The organism is Rhizobium sp. R635 (assembly GCF_002211285.1).
GTDB lineage: Bacteria > Pseudomonadota > Alphaproteobacteria > Rhizobiales > Rhizobiaceae > Rhizobium.
Genome location: NZ_LOKX01000017.1, coordinates 20,146 through 40,812, shown reverse-complemented (window position 1 = coordinate 40,812; position 20,667 = coordinate 20,146). Strand labels below are relative to the sequence as shown.

General features: G+C 62.3%; 17 protein-coding genes. 6 read left to right on the top strand and 11 right to left on the bottom strand.

The features are described from left to right. Positions 1 to 43: 43 nt before the first annotated feature. The 7 genes from ATY78_RS14900 to ATY78_RS14870 all read right to left on the bottom strand — a co-directional run bounded on the left by ATY78_RS14900 (position 44) and on the right by ATY78_RS14870 (position 8,768). Complete coding sequence (locus tag ATY78_RS14900) at positions 44 to 2,494, bottom strand: FAD-dependent oxidoreductase (protein WP_088683096.1); 2,451 nt, start codon at positions 2,492 to 2,494, stop codon at positions 44 to 46. Beyond that, entirely contained in the window at positions 2,495 to 3,370 is an 876-nt protein-coding gene (locus ATY78_RS14895; protein ID WP_088683095.1) for a phosphotransferase, read from the bottom strand. A 65-nt stretch (positions 3,371 to 3,435) separates the two neighbouring features. Beyond that, positions 3,436 to 4,512 (bottom strand): sn-glycerol-3-phosphate ABC transporter ATP-binding protein UgpC, encoded by a 1,077-nt coding sequence (gene ugpC / locus ATY78_RS14890; RefSeq protein ID WP_088683094.1) that lies wholly within the window; start codon positions 4,510 to 4,512, stop codon positions 3,436 to 3,438. A 26-nt stretch (positions 4,513 to 4,538) separates the two neighbouring features. Beyond that, a complete protein-coding gene (locus ATY78_RS14885) occupies positions 4,539 to 5,636 on the bottom strand; it encodes a Gfo/Idh/MocA family oxidoreductase (RefSeq protein ID WP_190237464.1) in 1,098 nt (365 codons plus the stop codon). Beyond that, positions 5,636 to 6,514 carry a carbohydrate ABC transporter permease gene (locus ATY78_RS14880; RefSeq protein ID WP_190237467.1) on the bottom strand — a complete coding sequence of 293 codons (879 nt, stop codon included), beginning with the start codon at positions 6,512 to 6,514 and terminating at the stop codon, positions 5,636 to 5,638. The genes ATY78_RS14885 and ATY78_RS14880 overlap by 1 nt, the downstream gene beginning before the upstream one ends. 1 nt (position 6,515) lies before the next feature. Continuing rightward, positions 6,516 to 7,475 carry a sugar ABC transporter permease gene (locus ATY78_RS14875; protein WP_190237463.1) on the bottom strand — a complete coding sequence of 320 codons (960 nt, stop codon included), beginning with the start codon at positions 7,473 to 7,475 and terminating at the stop codon, positions 6,516 to 6,518. A gap of 6 nt (positions 7,476 to 7,481) precedes the next feature. Further along, positions 7,482 to 8,768: an ABC transporter substrate-binding protein gene (locus tag ATY78_RS14870; protein WP_088683091.1), complete on the bottom strand. Its 1,287-nt coding sequence runs from the start codon at positions 8,766 to 8,768 to the stop codon at positions 7,482 to 7,484. Between the two features lie 203 nt (positions 8,769 to 8,971). On the opposite strand from ATY78_RS14870, the gene ATY78_RS14865 reads away from it, so the two are divergent. The 5 genes from ATY78_RS14865 (at position 8,972) to ATY78_RS14845 (ending at position 14,273) form a co-directional block, all read left to right on the top strand. Next, positions 8,972 to 9,649: a TetR/AcrR family transcriptional regulator gene (locus tag ATY78_RS14865; protein ID WP_088683090.1), complete on the top strand. Its 678-nt coding sequence runs from the start codon at positions 8,972 to 8,974 to the stop codon at positions 9,647 to 9,649. 131 nt (positions 9,650 to 9,780) lie between these two features. After that, positions 9,781 to 10,929, top strand: a complete 1,149-nt coding sequence (locus tag ATY78_RS14860) for a Gfo/Idh/MocA family oxidoreductase (protein WP_088683089.1) — start codon at positions 9,781 to 9,783, stop codon at positions 10,927 to 10,929. Between the two features lie 3 nt (positions 10,930 to 10,932). Next, complete coding sequence (locus ATY78_RS14855) at positions 10,933 to 12,096, top strand: dihydrodipicolinate synthase family protein (RefSeq protein WP_088683088.1); 1,164 nt, start codon at positions 10,933 to 10,935, stop codon at positions 12,094 to 12,096. A 27-nt stretch (positions 12,097 to 12,123) separates the two neighbouring features. Then, positions 12,124 to 12,954: a sugar phosphate isomerase/epimerase family protein gene (locus tag ATY78_RS14850; RefSeq protein ID WP_088683087.1), complete on the top strand. Its 831-nt coding sequence runs from the start codon at positions 12,124 to 12,126 to the stop codon at positions 12,952 to 12,954. 41 nt (positions 12,955 to 12,995) lie between these two features. Beyond that, positions 12,996 to 14,273 carry a Gfo/Idh/MocA family oxidoreductase gene (locus ATY78_RS14845; RefSeq protein ID WP_088683086.1) on the top strand — a complete coding sequence of 426 codons (1,278 nt, stop codon included), beginning with the start codon at positions 12,996 to 12,998 and terminating at the stop codon, positions 14,271 to 14,273. A gap of 21 nt (positions 14,274 to 14,294) precedes the next feature. On the opposite strand, the gene ATY78_RS14840 is transcribed toward ATY78_RS14845, so the two are convergent. Genes ATY78_RS14840 through ATY78_RS14830 form a run of 3 tightly spaced genes read right to left on the bottom strand, consistent with a single transcriptional unit; the run spans position 14,295 to position 18,194 of the window. Beyond that, a complete protein-coding gene (locus ATY78_RS14840) occupies positions 14,295 to 15,305 on the bottom strand; it encodes a hydroxyacid dehydrogenase (RefSeq protein ID WP_088683085.1) in 1,011 nt (336 codons plus the stop codon). Continuing rightward, positions 15,302 to 17,158: a DUF2264 domain-containing protein gene (locus ATY78_RS14835; protein WP_088683084.1), complete on the bottom strand. Its 1,857-nt coding sequence runs from the start codon at positions 17,156 to 17,158 to the stop codon at positions 15,302 to 15,304. Before ATY78_RS14835 ends, ATY78_RS14840 begins: the two co-directional genes overlap by 4 nt. Continuing rightward, a complete protein-coding gene (locus ATY78_RS14830; protein ID WP_088683083.1) occupies positions 17,148 to 18,194 on the bottom strand; it encodes a LacI family DNA-binding transcriptional regulator in 1,047 nt (348 codons plus the stop codon). The genes ATY78_RS14835 and ATY78_RS14830 overlap by 11 nt, the downstream gene beginning before the upstream one ends. A 146-nt stretch (positions 18,195 to 18,340) precedes the next feature. Between ATY78_RS14830 and ATY78_RS14825 the strand changes: the two genes are divergently transcribed. After that, positions 18,341 to 19,627 (top strand): ABC transporter substrate-binding protein, encoded by a 1,287-nt coding sequence (locus ATY78_RS14825; RefSeq protein WP_088683082.1) that lies wholly within the window; start codon positions 18,341 to 18,343, stop codon positions 19,625 to 19,627. 66 nt (positions 19,628 to 19,693) lie between these two features. Here the strand turns inward: ATY78_RS14825 and ATY78_RS14820 are convergent, their stop codons facing one another. Continuing rightward, positions 19,694 to 20,665: a glycosyl hydrolase gene (locus tag ATY78_RS14820; protein ID WP_088683081.1), complete on the bottom strand. Its 972-nt coding sequence runs from the start codon at positions 20,663 to 20,665 to the stop codon at positions 19,694 to 19,696. Positions 20,666 to 20,667: the final 2 nt, after the last annotated feature.

Below are 20,667 nucleotides of genomic sequence, written 5' to 3'. Positions count from 1 at the left end.
GGGTGCCACACGGTACGCCCTCTCTTTTCGTCACTTTGCGTCATCAGCCCTTCACCCGCAACATGTCGGGATCGTAGAGCGGCGCCAGCGAGACCTTGCAAGGGATACGCTCCCTGGCGACGTCGAGCTCATAGGCGCCGGAGAGAACAAAATCCTCCGTGACGCCATCGGCGTTGCGGATGTAGCCGTAACCGATCGCCTTGCCCGCCGTATAACCGAAGCCGCCGCTCGAGAGCCAGCCGACACGTTTGCCGTCGCGATAGATCGTTTCGCGGCCGAGCAGCACGGTATCGGGATCATCGGGAACGAAGCAGGCAAGGCGCTTCTTCACGCCGCCCGCAAGCTGCCGCTCGATCGCCTCGCGGCCGCGGAAGGGAATTTTCTTGCGCGTCTTCACCGCCCAGCCGAGACCGGCCTCGACAGGCGTATGGTCGGGGCCGATATCGGAGCCCCAGGCGCGATAGCCCTTTTCCAGGCGGCAGCTCTCGATGGCGCGGTAGCCGGCATTGATGAGGCCGAACTCGCCGCCGGCGGCCATCAGCACGTCATAGACCGTGGTCGCATATTCGATGGGGACGTGCAGTTCGTAGCCGAGTTCGCCGACATAGGTGATGCGCAGCGCCCGCACCGGGCAGCCCGATATGCCGATGGTTCTCACCTGGCCGAAGGGGAATGCCGCGTTCGAAACATCGCTGCCCGTCACCCTTTCCAGCACGGCGCGGGAGTTCGGTCCCATCAGCGACAACACGCAATAGGCTGAGGTGACGTCGACCAGTTCGGCATGCATGTCCGCCGGAATATTGCGTGCGATCCAATTGAAATCATGGGTGGCGAAACCGGTGCCGGTGACGATGTAATATTCGTCCTCGGCGATGCGGGCGACGGTCAGATCGCATTCGATGCCGCCCTTGTCGTTCAGCATCTGGGTGTAGATGAGCGAGCCCACCGGTTTTGCGACGTCGTTGGAAGCGATCCAGGAGAGCGCCGCCTCGGCATCCCTGCCCTTCAGCACGAATTTGGCGAACGAGGTCTGGTCGAAGATGACCGCCGCCTCACGCACCGCCTTGTGCTCGCGGCCGACCGCCTCGAACCAGTTCTGTCTGGCGTAGCTGTAAATATCCTTCGGCTCCTCATTGGCGAAGAGATCGGCGAACCAGTTCGGCCGCTCCCAGCCGAGCTTTTCACCGAAACAGGCGCCCTGCGCCTTCAGCCGGTCATAGAGCGGCGACTTGCGGCAGGGGCGGCCGCTCGCATATTCCTCGAAGGGAAAGGCCAGCGTGTAATGTTTGCCATAGGCTTCGAGCGTGCGGGTGCGCACCCAGTCGGTATCGAAATGCGGACGTCCGAAGCGGCGAATGTCGACCGGCCAGAGATCGTAGGGCGGCTCTCCCTTCGTCACCCATTCGGCAAGCGCCATGCCTGCGCCGCCGGCGGACGCGATGCCGAAGGCGTTGAAGCCGGCGCCGACGAAGAAATTCTTGAGTTCCGGCGCCTCGCCGAGAATGAAATTGCCATCGGGCGTGAAGCTTTCCGGGCCGTTCAAGAGCTGCTTGACGCCGACATTCTCCAGCGCCGGAACGCGCCCGAGCGCCTGTTCCATGATCTGCTCGAAATGGTCGAAATTGCTGTCCAGCAGCGTGTAGTGAAAACCTTCGGGAATGCCTTTCTCCGCCCAGGCAATCGGGTTCGGCTCGTAACCGCCCATGACGATGCCGCCGACCTCCTCCTTGTAATAGGTCAGGCGATCGGGATCGCGCAGCGTCGGCAAGTTAGAGGGCACACCGAAGGATTCGGTGATGATGTATTGATGCTCGACGGAGACCAGCGGCACGTTGACACCGAAACGGGCGGCGAAGGCGCGCGTCCACTGGCCGGCACAGACGATGACGCGCTCGCATTCGATGCGCCCCTCAGCGGTGATGACGGCGCGGATCTTTCCCTTGTCGATTTCGAGATCGAGGACTTCGGTATCCTCGAAGATCGAAACACCGGACATTCGCGCGCCTTTCGCCAGCGCCTGGGTGATGTCGGAAGGGTTGGCCTGACCGTCCGTGGGAAGGAAGGCGGCGCCGACGAGATCGTCAATCGTCATCAGCGGCCAGAGATCGAAAGCCTCCTGCGGCGTCAGCAACTGCATTTCGAGGCCGAAGGATTGGGCCGTGGTCGCCTGGCGTTTGACTTCCGTCCAGCGCTCCTCGTTGCAGGCAAGCCGCAGGCCGCCATTCATCTTCCAGCCGGTGCCGAGGCCGGTTTCCTCTTCCAGCCGCTTGTAGAGATCGACGGAGTAACCGAGCAGCTGGGTGATGTTGGCGCTGGTGCGCAGCTGGCCGACCAGGCCGGCGGCATGGAAGGTCGTGCCTGAGGTCAGCTTCTTGCGTTCGAGCAGCACGGTATTGGTCCAGCCGAGCTTGCCGAGATGATAGGCTGTCGAGCAGCCGATGATGCCGCCGCCGATGACCACGGCTTTTGCCGTCTTCGGTAATTGTCTCGTCATTTATCGATCCTGTTCAAAGGCTTGATAGGCGCGCTCGAAGCGCGCGAGATTTTCGGCCGTATAGGCGGCATAATCGAAATCGATGGTGGAATGGATTTCCGAAATCATGCTCCAGAGCGCCTCGCGCAGCAGCGAAGCGCATTTCATCGCGTCGTAACGCCTGACAAGATCTGATGTCAGCGGCCGCTCGAAATAGGTTTCCAGCATGGCGCGCTCGGCCGCTTGCGAAAACTCGTTGTTGGAGGCCAGTCCGCCGAGATCGAACAGCGGCGTGTTGAAGCCGGCATAGTCCCAGTCGATCAGCCAAAGCCGCTTGCCGTCGTCGAGAAAATTGGCGGCGAGCAGGTCGTTGTGGCCGAAGGCGATCTCGAAAGGTCCTGCCGCCTGTTCCAGCATCTCGGCCCTATCGATCAGTTCCGGCAGCAGGGAAAGATAGGCGCTTCCGGATGCCTTCAGGCTGGCGGCATAATCGCGGATGACGTGGAAGACCCAGAAGATCATCGCCGGGCCGCGGAAATACCGGGCGATATCGCGATGGCAGGCGCGCACCAGCGGGATGACGCGGGAAAGCATCTCCGGCGCCCTGATGTCGTCCGGCGAAAGCGCCCTCGCCTCGATATATTCGAGCACCAGTACGCCGGGCGAATGATGGATGACGGCGGGCGATATGCCCGCCGCATGGGCGGCATAACTTGCGGCAAGCTCGTTCTGCCGGCTGATGTGGTGGATCGGAATATCGGTGCCGAGCCTGACCACGCAGCGCGCGACCGCATCGCTGACCAGATAATTCCTGTTGGTGATGCCGCCTGTTATCGGCGAAATGTCGATCGGGCCCTGCCAGATGCCAAGCGCATGAATCCTATCCTCAGGCGTCATGCTTATCCCCCTCGCCCATCACCGAAATGATGGGACAGAGGAGGATCGGCTGTCAAGCAGGGCTGTCAGATCGTCTTGCCCGAGGCATCGAAGACGTGGCAGCGGACCGGATCGAAAAAGGTCGTGACGTTGGTGCCGCGCTCGACCTTCTGCTGGCCGTCGAGCGCCACGGTCAGGAGCTGGCCGTCCGGCGTCGTGGTGTAGAGCATGGTGGCGCCGCCGAGATTTTCGACGAGATCGACATTGACGGTCGAAAGCGCGATGGCGCCGCCGGCTAGCGAAAGATGCTCGGGGCGGATACCGAAAGTGACGTCCTGGCCGGCCTCGCCCTGCAGCCGGCGCGGCAGGTGAACGGAATTGCCGCAGACATTGATGCTGGTTTCAGCCTCGCCCAACCGCTCGATGCGGGCCTTGAGGAAATTCATCTTGGGGCTGCCGATGAAGCCGGCGACGAAGCGGTTGGCGGGATTGTTGTAGAGATCGAGGGGCGCGCCGACCTGCTCGATGCGGCCGGAATTCAGCACCACGATCTTGTCCGCCATCGTCATGGCTTCGACCTGGTCATGGGTGACGTAGATCATGGTGTTGCCGAGCTGCCGGTGCAGGCGGGAAATCTCGACGCGCATCTGCACGCGCAGTTCGGCATCGAGGTTGGACAGCGGCTCGTCGAACAGGAAGATGCGCGGCTCGCGCACGATGGCGCGGCCGATCGCGACGCGCTGGCGCTGGCCGCCGGAGAGCGCCTTCGGCTTGCGTTCGAGAAGCTTCTCGATCTGCAGGATTTCGGCGGCGCGCTTCACCTTCGGCTGGATCTCGGCCTTCTTGTAACCCGCCGTCTCCAGCCCGAAGGCGAGGTTCTTGTAAACGGACATATGGGGATAGAGCGCATATGACTGGAAGACCATGGCGATGCCGCGCTTGGCCGGCGCCACCTCGTTCATGCGCTCGCTGTCGAGCAGCAGCGCGCCGCCTGATATTTCCTCAAGACCGGCGATCATGCGCAGAAGGGTCGATTTTCCGCAGCCGGAGGGACCGACGAAAACGACGAATTCGCCGGGATCGATCGCCAGGTCGATGCCATGGATCACATCCAGCGAGCCGTAGCGCTTCTCGACCTTCTGAAGAACGACACTGGTTGCCATCTTCTCAAAACCCTCTCTTTTACAGGTTACTTCGTTCTTGCGCGCCAATCGGCGTATTTCGGACTGTCGGGACCGACCGGCAGCGGCACTTCGGCGCCGCTGTCGGAAGACTGGTAGATGGCGGTGACGAGTTCCAGCGCGCGGCGCGCATCCCTCGTCGTCACCGGCAGCGGCCCCTCACCGCTGAGGAAGGCATGGAACTCGCCCATCTGAGTGGTGAAGCGCGGCGCGACCGGCCGCCAGTCGCCGACCACCCGGTCGATCTTTTCCCGCACGTCGTCATTGGCGGCGATGATCTTCCAGGGGTCCTTGCCCGGCGTATAGGGCTCATGCGTGCTTTCGAAGGTGACGTTTTCGAAATGCAGCCTCAGCCGGCTGATCTGCTCCTGCGAACCGAGCGTGCAGGACAGCGAGACGAAGGCGCCGTTTTCCATCAGCAGGCTGGCGGAAGCGCAGTCCTCGACCTCGATATCGTTGACGCGGGTTGCGACGCGGCCGAAGACCCTTGCCGCCGGGCCCATCAGATGCATCAGCATGTCGTGCAGATGCAGCGCATGCGTGACGAGCACGCCGCCGAGCTCCGTCGCCCATTTGCCGCGCCAGGGCACGGCGTAATATTCGGGCTTGCGCAGCCAGAAGGTTTCGACAGTCGCCGTATAGGGCTTGCCGGCGATGCCGGCATCGATGATGCGCTTGGCCTTCTGGATGCCGTCGCCGTAGCGGTACTGGAAGATCGGCATCAGCACGCCTTTGGCGCCCTTTTCCGCTTCCATGATCGTATCGACGCCGGCAAGCGAGCCCGTCAGCGGCTTTTCGCAGACGACGTGCTTGCCGGCGGCAAGGGCTGCGACCACCTGCTCCAGATGGATGCCGGGAGGGGTGCAGATATCGATGATGTCGATCGTGTCGTCGGCCAAGAGCTCCGCAAAAGAGGTGGTGCGGCGTTCGATGCCGAACTCGTCTCCAACCGCAGCCAGGCGCTGTTCGTTGAGGTCACAGATCGCCGCGACCTTGAACTTGTCGGAATGCGGCAAGTAGCCTTCGACGATGTGGGAGCGTCCGATGCCGCAGCCGACGATCGCGACCGTCTTGATGCTCATGTCACTCTTTCCCATTGCCGCCATCAGCGTTTCATGCCCGTCGTGGCGATGCCTTCGATCAGCAGGCGCTGGAAGAACAGGAAGAAGAAGAACACCGGCACGAGCGTCAAGGTCGACATGGCGAAGAGGCCGCCCCAGTCCGATGCGCTGGTGGAATCCACGAAGGTGCGCAGGCCGAGCTGGATCGTGTAGGTATTCATGTCGTTCAGATAGATCAGCGGACCGAAGAAATCGTCCCAGGTCCAGATGAAGGAGAAGATAGCGGCGGTCGCCAGCACCGGCAGCGACAGCGGCAGCATGATCTTCCAATAGATGCGCCAGGCGCTGCAACCATCCATCATCGCCGCCTCGTCGAGTTCACGCGGGATGCCGCGGAAGAACTGCACCATCAAGAAGATGAAGAAGGCGTCGCTTGCCAGGAACTTCGGCACGACGAGCGGCAGGATCGTGTTTACCCAGCCGAGATCGAGGAAGAGCACATATTGCGGGATCAGCGTCACGTGATAGGGGATCATCAACGTGCCGAGCATGATCGCGAACCAGAAGCTCCGGCCGGCGAAACGCAGCCGCGCGAAGGCATAGGCCGTCAGCGAGCAGGCGACGACATTGCCCGTCACCACCAGCAGCGAAATGACGAGCGAATTCCAGAAGAACCGGCCGAAACTGACGTCGAGCCCGGTCCAGCCGCGCAGATAGGAAGAAAAGTCGATCGACGATGGAATGATCGACGTCGACGAGAAGATCTCGTTTTCCGGCCTGACCGATGCCGACACCATCCACAAAAGCGGATAGAGCATGAGAAGCGAGGCGGCGATCAGCAGTGCGTGGATGAGGAGCGAAGCCGGCAGGCTGCGTTTGGTAATGTCCGATGGCGGCCGGGCCGCGGTGACGGAAGCGGTCATCTCAGTCATCGTAGTGCACCCAGTAACGCGAGGTCAGGAAGGAGAAGGCGGTGAAGATCGCGATGATCACCACCAGGATCCAGGCGAGCGCCGAGGCGTAGCCCATGCGGAAATTGCCGAAGGCCTCCTGATAGAGATAGAGCGTGTAGAAGAGCGTCGAATTGATCGGGCCGCCGGTGCCGCCTGATATGATGAAGGCCGGCGTGAAGGCTTTGAAGGCTTCGATCGTCTGCACGACAGCGTTGAAGAAGATCACCGGTGTCAGAAGCGGCAGCGTGATCTTGTAGAACTGCCGGAATTTCGAGGCGCCGTCGAGGCTCGCGGCCTCATACATATCCTGCGGGATCTGGCGCAGGCCGGCGAGGAAGATGATCATCGGCGAGCCGAACTGCCAGACGGACAGCGCCACCAGCGTGTAGATCGAATAATTCGGATGCGAGATCCAGCTCGGGCCTTCGATGCCGAAATGCGAGAGCGCGGCATTGACGAGGCCGTCGCTGGCGAAAAGCTGACGCCAGAGCACGGCGATCGCAACGCTGCCGCCGAGGAGCGACGGCAGATAGAAGATAGCGCGATAGACGGTCAAGCCGCGCAGGCCGCGGTTCAGCGCCATGGCGACCAGCAGGGCGAAGGTCAGCTTGAACGGCACCGAGAAGACGACATAGGTCAGGGTGACGTGCATGGCGGCCGAGAATTTCGCATCCGCCGTGGCGATGCGCACGTAATTCGCCATTCCTATCCACCGCGGCGACTGGAGCATGTCGTAGTCGGTGAAGGAGAGGTAGAGCGAAATCAGGGCCGGCCCGAGCGTCAGCCCGAAAAAGCCGACGAGCCATGGCAGCAGGAAGAGATAGCCGGGAGCATTGGCATTCCAGAGACGCCGGAAGCGTCCTTCGGCCACGGCCCCCTGATATCTTTCCACGGTGATGGCCCCTGCGGGCGTGCGCATCGCATTGCTCATACGGGATCAGCCTCGTGCGAGAACTTGCGTAATTTCGTCGACAAGCTGTTTGCCGCCATCGGAAGGAGATATCTGTCCGAAGGCGACCTGCTCGGCGATGTTACGCAGAATGAGAGTGCCTTCGCCTGCGCCGGTCGGTGGCGGGGGCGGCAGCGGGCCTGCGAGATCACCGAGACCGGCAACATAGTCAAGCGGCACCTTGCCGGTTTCGTCGAGCTTGGTGGCGACGACGTCGCGCATTGCCTTTGATTCAGGAATACCGCGCTCGACGTCGAGGATCACCGCGGCATCCGGATTCTTGACGAAGAAGTTGACGTAGTCGACCGCCTGATCCATCACCTTCGACTGTGCCGAGACGGAGAAGAACATCGACGGCTTGCGGTAATGGCCGCCCTTCGAGTCCGGGGCGATGCGCATGTAGTTGGTCAGGGCCAGCTTGTCCTTGACCATGGCCTGATAGCCGACGAATTGGTTGCTGTGTGCATAATCGCAGGCAGCCTTGCCGACCGTGAGCGGGCTGGTATCGATCGTATCCTTATACAGAGCTTGGATATCAGGAGTGACGCAAGCTCCAGCTTCGCGGAACTTAGCCCACATATCGAACCATTCGATAGCTTCCTCAGGACCGAAAGCGATCTTGGAGTCCGCTGTGTAGAGCGCCTTGCCGCGTTGGCGGAGGTAGTTTTCAAGGGCCGGTTCGACACCGCTGCCGTCGGCAAAGCCGAAATAACCCTTGCGCTTACCGGCCTTGGTCATCTCGGCACCGATCTTGCCGAATTCTTCCCACGTCGTCTTCTGCGTCGGCATATCGATGCCGGCTTCCTGGAAGGCCACGGTATTCAAAACGGTTGCGGCCGAGTTGGCGCCGAGGCTGACACCATAGAGATGGCCATCGACCTTGCCGCCTTCGATCTGCGCTGGATCGAAATCCTCGAGCTGCAGCTTCGACGGAATATAGGATTCCAACGGAGCGAGGGCGCCGCGCCGGGCATATTCGACGATATAACGGTAGTCCATCTGGATGATATCCGGCGCGTTGCGGCCGGCGACCTGGGTTGCAAGTCGCGGCCAGTAATCGGCCCATCCGAGAAACTCGCCGGTGATGGCGGTGCCGGCATTCTTCGTCTTGTAAAGTTCCGACACCTTGTTGGTGCGGTCGGCGCGCGGCTGCGAACCCCACCACAGGAGACGCAGGCGCGTTTCCTGTGCCAAGGCGCTGGTTCCGAGCGCAGAGAGCGACAGAAGTGCCGCGCTTCCCGCAACGAAATTACGTCTGCTTACACGTAGAGTCATTTTTTCCTCCTCCAAAGGGAAGCGCCTCCACACGCTTCCAAACTAGTTTTGCTTGCGCAAATAACTAATTGGTTACAAGCTACGAGCAAAGCGGCAAGCGTGTCAAGCGGTGTATCGGCTCGCGAGCCGGCCTTCAAATTCGGTTTTTACAATTTCGCACCGAAGGCTTATGAGCGCAACACGTGAAGACGGAGGGTGGAGCGATGAACGACAGCGGGGGGAATGCGGAAAGGAAACGGCCTCGGCGCCCATCTCAGGAGCGGACGAGCCAACGCGATCCGGAGCGGACACGCGCCGCGATCCTGGAAGCGGCGACCCGGGAGTTTGCCGAAAACGGCATGGGCGGGGCTCGTGTCGACGCCATCGCCGAGCGCGCCGGCACCAACAAGCGCATGCTCTACCACTATTTCGGCGACAAGGAGCAGCTTTACCTCAAGGTGCTCGAAGAGGCCTATGTCGGCATCCGTACGGCCGAGCGGGCGCTGCATATCGGCGATCACAGCCCGGAGGAAGGCATCGGGGAACTGGCGCTCTTCACTTGGCGTTATTTCCTCCAGCATCCGGAGTTCCTGAGCCTGCTCGGAACGGAAAACCTGCACCGCGCCCGCTGGCTGCGCCAGTCCATCCGGCTCAAGGAGTTGCATTCGCATCTGATCGGCGAGCTTTCCGAAGTGCTGGAGCAGGGAAAGAAACAGGGTGTTTTCATCGAGACCGCCGATCCCCTGCAGGTCTATCTGACAATCGCCTCGCTCGGCTATTTCTATCTTTCCAACCAGTACACGCTCTCGACGATCTTCGGCCGCGACCTGATCGAGCCGGCCCATCTCAATGCCTGGGAAAGGCATATCGTCCACGTCACGCTCGCCTCGATCAAGCGCTGAACAGAGAAAGCAGGATTTGACTATTGACAGGCTCGCCGCTCTTCTGCCATCAAGTAACTGTTTAGTTACCGGCTTGGGAGGGCCGGGCCTGGATGCCCACTCCCGCCGCAAAAGATTGCAGGGAGGAAAAAATGGCACGCTTGGGGATCATCTTGCACGGCGTCACCGGCCGCATGGGTTACAACCAGCATCTGGTGCGCTCCATCCTGGCCTTCCGCGACCAGGGCGGCATCACGCTGAAATCGGGCGAGAAACTCGAGATCGACCCGATCATCGTCGGCCGGAACGGCGCCAAGATGGAAGAGCTGGCGAAGAAGCATGACATCAAGCGCTGGTCGACCGATCTCGACGCCGCTCTCGCCAATCCCGACGATACGATTTTCTTCGACGCCGGCACGACGCTGATGCGCGCCGAGCTTCTGTCCAAGGCGCTCGACGCCGGCAAGCACGTCTATTGCGAGAAGCCGATTTCCGACGACCTGCAGGTGGCGATCGATCTCGCCCGCAAGGCGCGCCGCTCCGGGCTGAAGCACGGCGTCGTGCAGGACAAGCTCTTCCTGCCCGGCCTGCGCAAGCTGGCGCTGCTCAGGGATTCCGGCTTCTTCGGCAAGATCCTCTCGGTGCGCGGCGAATTCGGCTACTGGGTCTTCGAAGGCGATTGGGGCGTACCGGCCCAGCGCCCCTCCTGGAACTACCGCAAGGGCGACGGCGGCGGCATCATCCTCGATATGCTGTGCCACTGGCGCTACGTGCTCGACAACCTGTTCGGCGAAGTAAAGTCCGTTTCCTGCCTGGGCGCCACGCATATTCCGCGCCGCATCGACGAGCAGGGCAAGCCTTATGACTGTGACACCGACGATGCGGCCTATGCGACTTTCGAGTTGGAAGGCGGCGCGATCGCGCAGATCAATTCCTCCTGGGCGGTGCGCGTGCGCCGCGACGACCTCGTCACCTTCCAGGTCGACGGCACGCATGGCTCGGCCGTCGCCGGCCTGACGAAATGCTGGAGCCAGCACCGCGTCAACACGCCGAAGCCGGTCTGGAACCCCGACCAGCCGCAGACCATCGACTTCTACAAGACCTGGGACGAGGTGCCGGATACGCAAGCCTTCGACAACGGCTTCAAGGCGCAGTGGGAAATGTTCATCCGTCATGTCGTCGAAGATGCGCCGTGGCCCTATGGGCTGGAAGCCGGCGCCAAGGGCGTGCAGCTTGCCGAACTCGGGTTGAAATCCTGGGCCGAGCGCCGCTGGCTCGACGTTCCCACGTTGGAGTTTTAAGCCGTGACGACGATCAATCTTCCCCTCGACGGCAAGATCGTTCCCTACACGCTTGCCGGCACGCCGATCGAACTGAAGAAACGCGACGCCAAGAGTTTTCCGCGCATCGCCTTTGCCGCCGCCCATGTGGTCGCCGATCCGCTCGCCGACAACGATCCCTGGCTGACGCCGGCGATCGACTGGGAGCGAACGCTCGCCTTCCGGCACCGGCTCTGGGATCTCGGCCTCGGCGTCGCCGAAGCGATGGATACGGCGCAGCGCGGCATGGGCCTCGGCTGGCCGGAGGCGCGCGACCTGATCCGCCGGGCACTTGCAGAGGCGGCCGGGCGCAAGGACGCGCTGATCGCCTGCGGCGCCGGCACCGATCATCTGTCGCCTGGTCCCGACGTGACCGTCGACACGATCATCAGGGCCTATGAAGAGCAGATCGAAACGGTGGAGGCGGCCGGCGGCCGCATCATCCTGATGGCAAGCCGGGCGCTTGCCGTCGCGGCCAAGGGGCCGGACGACTATATCAGGGTCTATGACCGCATCCTTCGCCAGGTCAGGGAACCCGTCATCATCCACTGGCTGGGAGAAATGTTCGACCCGGCGCTCGAGGGATACTGGGGCAACGGCGACCACCTCAAGGCCATGGAAACGTGTCTGCAGGTGATCGAAGCGAATAGCACGAAGGTCGACGGCATCAAGATTTCGCTGCTTTCCAAGGAGAAGGAAGTGACCATGCGCCGGCAACTGCCGAAAGCGGTGCGCATGTATACCGGCGACGACTTCAACTATGCCGAACTGATCGCCGGCGACGAAGAGGGCCATTCGGACGCGCTGCTCGGCATCTTCGACGCCATCGCGCCGGCAGCTTCGGCCGCGCTCGACGCGCTCGGACGCAAGAGCAATCACGAATTCTTCGACCTGCTCGAGCCGACCGTTCCCTTGTCCCGCCACATCTTCAAAGCGCCGACCCGCTTCTACAAGACCGGCGTCGTCTTCCTCGCCTATCTCAACGGGTTGCAGGACCATTTCACCATGGTCGGCGGCCAGCAGAGCACCCGCTCGCTGTCCCATCTGGCCGAACTCTTCCGGCTGGCCGACAAGGCCCGCGTTCTGGCCGATCCGGAACTCGCGACCGATCGCATGAAACAGGTGCTTGCCGTCCACGGCGTTCACTGAGCACCGGCGGACACGGGAGGAAATGACATGCAGGTCGAAGGACTTTCGATCAATCTGGCGACGATCCGCGAGCAATGCGGCTTTGCCGAGGCCGTCGATATCTGCCTGAAGCATGGCATCACATCGATCGCGCCCTGGCGCGACCAGGTCGCCAAGGCCGGTCTCGACGAGGCGGTGCGCATCGTCAAGTCGAACGGCATCAAGCTGACAGGGCTTTGCCGCGGCGGCTTCTTTCCGGCGGCAACCGAAAGCGACTGGCAGAAGAACCTCGACGACAACAGACGCGCGATCGACGAGGCAGCGGCGTTTTCCGCCGATTGCCTCGTGCTCGTCGTCGGCGGTTTGCCGGGTGCTTCGAAGGATATCGTCGCGGCCCGCCAGATGGTGTTCGACGGCATTGCCGCCGTGCTGCCGCATGCGCAGGCTGCCGGCGTGAAACTCGCGATCGAGCCGCTGCATCCGATGTATGCCGCCGACCGGGCCTGCGTGAACACGCTCGGCCAGGCGCTGGATATGTGCGAACCGCTCGGCGAGGATGTCGGCGTTGCGATCGACGTCTATCATGTCTGGTGGGATCCCGATCTTGCCGGGCAGATCGCCCGCGCCGGCCGGATGAAACGCATCTTCGCCCATCACATCTGCGACTGGCTGGCACCGACCAAGGACATGCTGCTCGACCGCGGCATGATGGGCGATGGCGTCATCGACCTCAAAGGCATAAGACGGATGATCGAGGCTGCCGGGTTCCACGGCGCGCAGGAGGTGGAGATCTTTTCGGCCGAAAACTGGTGGAAGCGTCCGGCCGACGAGGTAATCGCCACCTGCGTCGAGCGCTTCCGAAGCTGCTGCCAGATCTGATTTTCAGTATTTGTTTCATCACGTGTGAAGGAGATCATCCGATGGAGAAACGCCGTTTTGCCCTGATCGGCACCGGAAACCGCGGCACTACCATGTGGGGCAAGGACCTGCTTGCCGGCTGGCGCGAACATGTCGACCTCACCGCCATCGTCGAAAAGAACGCGCTGCGCGGCGAGCGCGCCCGCAACATGATCGGCAGCAATGCGCCGCTTTACGACAATATCGACTCCATGCTCGCCGAGCAGAAGCCGGATCTCGCCATCGTCTGTACGCCCGACCATACGCATGACGATATCATCGTGCGGGCGCTGGAATCCGGCATCGACGTCATCACCGAAAAGCCGATGACCACCTCGATCGAGAAAATTCGCCGGATTCTCGACGCCGAAAAGCGCACCGGCCGCCGGGTCGACGTCTCCTTCAACTATCGCTACGCGCCGACGGCCGCCAAGATCAAGGAACTGCTGAACGCCGGCGAGATCGGCCGCGTGACCTCGGTCGATTTCCACTGGTATCTCAACACCAAACACGGCGCCGACTATTTCCGCCGTTGGCATGCCTATACCGAAAATTCCGGCAGCCTGTTCGTTCACAAGGCCACCCATCATTTCGATCTGCTGAACTGGTATCTCGACAGCGATCCCGAGGCCGTCACCTCTTTCGCCGATCTGCAGAACTACGGCCGCAAGGGCCCATTCCGCGGCCCCCGCTGCAAGCTCTGTCCGCATACGCATGAATGCGACTATTATCTCGATCTCGAAAAAGATCCCTTCCTCGATCAGCTCTACGAAGACCCCTCTGAAATCGACGGCTATTTCCGCGACGGCTGCGTTTTCCGCGAAGACATCGACATTCCCGATACGATGGTCGTTTCCATCCGCTACCGGAACAACGTCCATGTCTCCTATTCGTTGAATACCTTCCAGCCGATCGAAGGCCATCATCTCGCCTTCAACGGAACGAAAGGCCGTATCGAAATCCGCCAGTACGAGGCTCAGCCCTGGGAAGAGCCGAAGCAGGATACGATCCTGCTCATCCGCAATTTCCCGAACGGCAGGGAGGCCGTGGAGCGCATCGTCGTGCCGCATTTCACAGGCGGCCATTACGGCGGCGACGACCGGATGCGCAACATGATCTTCAAGCCCGATATGGAAGATAGGCTCGGCCAGCGCGCCGGCACGCGGGCGGGCGCCATGTCCGTGCTCTGCGGCATCGCCGCGCTGACGAGTTCGCGCACCGGCAAGGTGGTCGATATCGCCGATCTGATGCCCGAGCTTGCCAATGACGGTTCGCCCAATTCGTTGCGGGCGCCACGCTGACCGCAGCGCCGGCGCGACGCCTCAGGCGATGTTTTCGAGATTTTCGCGGCTGATCTGGTAGAGCAGCGGCCGGCCGGTCACAAAACGCTCGACCTCATCCGCCGCCATCGCGCCGAGACGCGCCCGTTCCAGGCCGATGGCGCCGGCAATGTGCGGCGTCAGGAAAACATTGGGCAGATCGTAGAAGGCCGAACCCGCGTCTGGAATCTCCGGATCGGTCACATCGATGACCGCGTCGATGCGGCCGGTCTTCAGCTCCGAAAGCAGGGCGGCTTCATCGATGAGGATGCCGCGCGCGGTGTTGATGAGCGTTGCCCCGCCCTTCATCAGCGACAGTTTTCGCGCATCGATCATATGCTGCGTCGACGGCAGTGACGGCGCGTGCAGGGAAACGATATCGGCTCGGCCCATCAATTCGTCGAGATCGACCTTTTCCGCTCCCAATCCGGCGGCCTCGGCGGCATCGAGCATGGGATCGAACAGCAGCAGCCTGTAGTCGAAGGGCTTCAGGAGTTCGATCACCCGCCTGCCGATGCGCGAGGCGCCGACGATGCCGAGGGTACGGCCATAGTTGCCGATCGCTTCGCGCTGCATCGGATAGGTCCGGTCGCGGTTGCGGTCGGCGACATAGAGATCGCGGAAACGGAAGGCGCGTTTGCCGGCGAAGAGGATAGCGGCAAGCGTGAATTCGGCAACGGGCACGGCGTTGGCCTCGGCCGCGTGGCTGACCGCTATGCCGGCTTCGAAGATGGCGTCGTCGATGATGCCCTTGACCGTGCCGGCCGCATGGACGACGAGCCGAAGCCGTGGCGCGGCAACCGGAATCTCAGGCCCGACATAGGGCGCGCCCCAGCCGGTGATCAGGATCTCCGCTTCTGAAAGCAGGCGTCTTGCCCGCGCGTCGTCCAACCGCTGCAGCGGCTCTGGATCGAGCAGGCGGCCGATAGCATCGAGCCGGCGCAGGATCTCATCGGGCAGGACATGCTCCGTGCGCGACGGCTCCATGGCAAGGACGATTGCCGGACGGCTCATGGCATCTGACCCGGCGCTTCGATGGCGCTGACGGTCACGCCCTTTTCCCGCACCAGGGCCTCCAGCGCCGCAATATCAGGCGCTTTCGGCGGCCGCGTCCAGGCGGATGAAACGGCGGCGGGATCGTCGAGCGCCAACACCGCCGTCACCAGGATGGTTTCACCGGCCGGAATCTGACCGCGCAGTTGCGGCACGATGGTCTTGGCGACGATCACATTGGTGTTGGGCTGGGCCTTTTGGGCAAGTCCGGCACGTTTGACCGAGGAGCCGAGGTCGAGAATGCCGGTGAAATCAGCTTCGCCGATCGCATAGGCTGCCCCCTCCGAGGCCGACAGCCTATCCTGCTCGAAGTCGCGGCGGCCGATGGCAAAGCCGCCTTCGGCAATCCGCAACGGCCGGCCCGACCTGATCCGGTGGAGGCGGATATGCCAGGGGGCAGCGGGTACGAGCCAGGTTTCGACTTCGGTATCGGGGAAGGGCGACCATTTCGAATGAAGCACATCACCCGCGAGCCGGGCCTCCTCATTCGTTTCACGCACGCGGTAGTGCAGGCCGTCATCGCTGAAGGCCAGCATGGAATCGAAGGCGGCCAGCGCAAAGCCGCGTTCATCGGACTCCACACTGAAGCCGTACCGGGCCGAATATGCGAATTTTGCGTATTTCTCGGTGCCGAAACGCATCTGCAGGTTTTCCTGGCCTGATGACAGCGCCACGACATCGCCGCCCGCCCGCATCAGAACCATGCCGGGATGACGCTGGGGAACGACCTCGGGCGCCGGCTCCGGCGCCTTCTCGCTGGCGGTCCAGAAGGGATGATCCCCAGCGATTGCGAGCGGCAGAAAGGCCTTGAGAGCCCAATAGGGCGAGCCGGCGGAATTGTAGCTCTCCGACATCAACAGGTTCGGGTAGCCGAAACCGATCGACAGAACGCCATCGCGATCGGCAATCGGCTTGTCCCTCCACCAGCGCAGATGCTGCAGGCAGAGATGCTTGACCTCGCCCCAGGGCAGAGCCTCGACATCGGCAAAGGCGAGTGCCGACCAGAAGCCGGCGCAGGCGAAGCGATAGGTCAGGCTGCGGCCGAAAGGGATCGTCGCGCCGTCGGCGGCAAACCAGTGGCGGAAATCCCGGGCGAAGAGGATCGCGCGCTCGCGGTAGCGTTTCGCATAATCGTCGTCGACGAGCTTTGAATAGATCAGCCCGTAGAAATGCATGGCGAAGGGAATGTAGTGATCGACGCGGCGCACGTTTCCGTCGCGATACCAGCCGTCGCCGATATAGAAGCCTTCGAGCTCCTGCAGATATCGCCGCGTCAGGCTGCGGTCGAAATCGGCGCCGAGGCGATCCAGAGCGATATCGACGAAGATGCGGAAGAATTTCCAGTTGTTGTCGGCATAGTCGAACTGCCTGGCATGCTTGAGATAGGCGACGACATTGCCGCGAGCGCGTGCATCGAGCGGTTCCCAGATCTTTTCCGGCACCAGCGCCAGGGCAAACCCGAGAGCGGCGAGCTCGACCATCCGCTGGTCGCGGCCATTGACCGTTCCCCAATATTCGGGATGGGCGGGATCGGTGCCGTTTGCGAGGCCTTCGGCGAAACGATGCCAATGGGCAAATTCTCCGCCGCCAGCGCCGAACGGCGCCAATCCCCAGAGCGGACGGGCAAAACCTTCGAGATCGGCCGCCGCACGGTCGAAATGGGCGGCGGCGCCATTGAGCCTGACGCGGGCATTTCCCTCGGAGAAACTGGCAAGCAGCGGGTCGAAGAGCGAAAGCAGGGCCCGGCTCATATCGGCGCGGGTTTCCAGCGGATTGCCGGCAAGCGGGTTGGCGCTGGCGGGATCATAGGTCATCGGCATCTCTCACGGGTTCGGCATTCGGAACGGTTCCCCCTGGAACGGGAACGACCGCCTGGCAGATGTGGCGCGCCGCGGCCGTCCTGCTGCGGAATCGGGACAGCATCAGTGAGACAGCCTCGCGCCCAAGAGCGGCGCGGTCGACGCGCATGGTGGAAAGCCGCGGATTGGTCATCAATGCGCAGGGCAGATCGTCGAAGCCGACGATCGCGAAGTCCTCCGGCACGCGCAGGCCGGCCTCGGTGGCGGCCTCGAGCACGCCGACGGCGATGAAATCATTCATGCAGAAGGCGGCGGTGAAGCCGGCATCCTCGGCAAGGATCGCAGCCGTGCGCTCATGCGCCTCGCGGCTCGGGCTCCCCTGAAGAACCAGGGGCACGAGCCGGCCCTCAGCGCCCGGCACGGCGGCGATCGCCGCTTCGAAACCACGGATACGCTCACGGATCGTATGTCGGTGGGAGGCGGTCAGATGCAGTATCCGGCGATGGCCGGCTTTCGTCAGCCGGCCGGTCGCCTCATAGGCGCCGAAGAAGTTAGCCGGAGAAACGCCGTCGAACTGCATTTGGGGATCGGTGCCGTTGACGAGAACGGTCGGCGTCACGCTGGTTTTCAGCCAGTCGCGCAGCCTTTCGTTCGGATCGATGCCGACGAGAAACAGGCCTTCGGCGCCAGCGGACAGCATGGCTTCGCGCACGGCGTCCGGCGTTGTGCGATCCTCACGGACCAGCCGGATTTCAAAGGGCATGCCCGCCTCGGCAGCCCCGGCGCGCAAGCCCTCGACGATCGCTTCGTAAAAGACGCTGAGCCCGCCCGTGACGCCGTCGCTGGCAATCAGCGCCAGCCCGCCGGCAACGGCGTCAGTGGCGGATTTGATCGGATAGCCGTGCTCGGCCGCCACCTGCAGGATGTGGCGGCGGACCGCTTCGCTGATGCCGGGTTCATTGGCAAGCACGCGTGATACCGTGGAAACGGAGACGCCGGCGAGCGTGGCGATATCGGCCTGACGCGGCCGTCTGATTTTCTGATCGTTCATGGGGCAAGCATTATGCAAATAATGCAAATTTGCAAGATATTCATTATTTCTTGCATTAGAAATATTTTTGCGTACTCTATCCGCCGAAATGCCCCGGCACGCCGTTGGAGGATGGCAGAGGGCATATTGGGAACAAGGAGGATATCATGCAGGTCACTCGCCGTTCATTCCTGATGGGTTCAGCCGGTGCGGCCGCCGGCCTTGCCTTCGGCGCGGGAAGCGCCGTTCCGGCCTTTGCCGAGGACGCCCAGCTGCGCGCCATGTGGTGGGGATCCAACGACCGCGCCAAGCGCACGCTCGATGTCGCCAAGCTCTATCAATCGAAGACATCAGGCGTCACGATCGTCGGTGAATCGCTTTCGGGCGACGGCTACTGGACGAAGCTCGCAACACAGATGGCCGGCCGCGCGATCCCGGATATTTTGCAGCTCGAGCCAGGGACGATCTCCGACTATTCGAAGCGCGGCGCCTGCCTGCCGCTCGATGAATTCGTCCCTTCCACGCTGAAGGTCGACAGCTTCGGCGCCGACATGCTGAAACTGACCACGATCGACGGCAAACTCTATGGGGTCGGCCTCGGTCTCAACTCGTTTTCAATGTTCTTCGACACGGTCGAATTCGAAAAGGCAGGCATTCCTCTGCCGACACCCGACCTGACGTGGGACGAATATGCCAAGCTTGCGGTAGAACTCGCCAAGTCCTCCGGCAAGGGCGGCGGCCCCTATGCGGCGCGCTACGCCTATGTGTTCGACGCCTGGCTGCGCCAGCGCGGCAAAAGCCTCTTCGCCAGGGAAAGCGTCGGTCTCGGCTTCACGGCTGACGATGCGACGGAATGGTTCGACTATTGGGAGAAGCTGCGCAAGGCGGGCGGCACGGTTGCCGCCGACGTGCAGACGCTCGATCAGAACACCATCGACACCAATTGCCTCGGTCTCGGCAAATCGGTGATCGGCATGGCCTATTCCAACCAAATGGTCGGCTATCAGCTGATCATCAAGAACAAACTCGGCATCACCATGCTGCCGCGCGAGAAGAAGGGCGGCCCCTCCGGCCACTATTATCGTCCGGCGCTGATCTGGAGCGTCGGCGCCACGACGAAGAACGGTGAAGCGGCCGCGAAATTCATCGATTTCTTCGTCAACGATGTCGAGGCCGGCAAGATTCTCGGCGTCGAGCGCGGCGTTCCGATGTCGCCGACGGTGCGTGAAGCCATCCTGCCGCAGCTCAACCCGACGGAGCAGGAAACGGTCAAATACGTCAACCTGCTCAAGGATCAGGTCGGCGAATATCCGCCGCCGGTGCCGATGGGCGCGACCCAGTTCGACCAGCGGGTGCTGCGCCCGATCTGCGACGAACTCGCCTTCGAACGGACCTCGCCCGCCGAGGCGGCGACCCGGCTCGTCGAAGAGGGTAAGGCAACGATCAAAGGATGATCGGTTACCTGATATGAGAGGAGAGGCCCGCAAAACCCCGGCGGGCCTTTCCGTTTTGAGCGATGATCAGTTGGCCGCCAGGCTTTCGACCACACGCCAGTCGGGCCGGCCGAGATCGAACGGCCAGGCATGCACGTCGCGGTCGTTGAAATAGACGACTTCCTGCAGGTTCGGGAAGGCGCTCTGCTTCAGCGTCGCGGTTTCCATCCAGGGCTTCATATAGGCGTCGCCGCCCTGGTAGCCGAGTTCCGCCACCCAGATCGGCTTTCCGTAGCCGGCGACGAGATCATAGCCCTGCTTCAGCGCTTCGGAGAATGTCCGATGCTTGCTGTAAGCGAGCTCATCGTAGCGCTCCAGCCCGAAGACCGAGAGTCCGACGAGATCCACATAATCGTCGCCGGGATAGTAGTCCTGCAGGCCAGGCTCACCCTTCGGCGACCACATGACCTGGGTACCGGGCGCTTCCTCGCGGACGATGTCCATCATCCGCCTGTAGGCCGCGATGTAGTCCTGCGGGCTCCAGCCGGCCCAGGAAAACCGGCCGGATTTGTCTTCCATCTCCTGCCCCCAGCGGACGATCACCGGGCTTTTCAGCTGGGATATCATCTGCGCGATCGCCCGCATGTTGACATCGTAGTCGCCGCGCAGAACCTTTGCGCGAAGCTGGGCGGAGCTCAACCGCCACTCGACGTCCCAGGACCACGGCTCCACCGTGATCAGCAGGTTGCGGCCCCTGGCCAGCGCATAGGCGTCGGCGACACGCAGCGTCTCCAGGTCGACGTCCTCCCACGGCAGGAACAGGGCTTCGGTCGAGACATTCGACTGCCCGCCGAAATCGCCGTGCGGATCGTAGGCGCCGAACTTGATGCCGTCGCCATGAAGGACGGGGCGTTTGTCGAGGATCGTGCGCACGTTCGCCGCCGGGTTCGGGGCAATGCCCGCATATTGCACCTCGCTTCGGCCCGGCAGATCCGCAACGCATAAGAAAAGCAGCGCGATCGCGGCGGTCGAGAGGTTTTTGTTCATCAGCTTCTTCATGG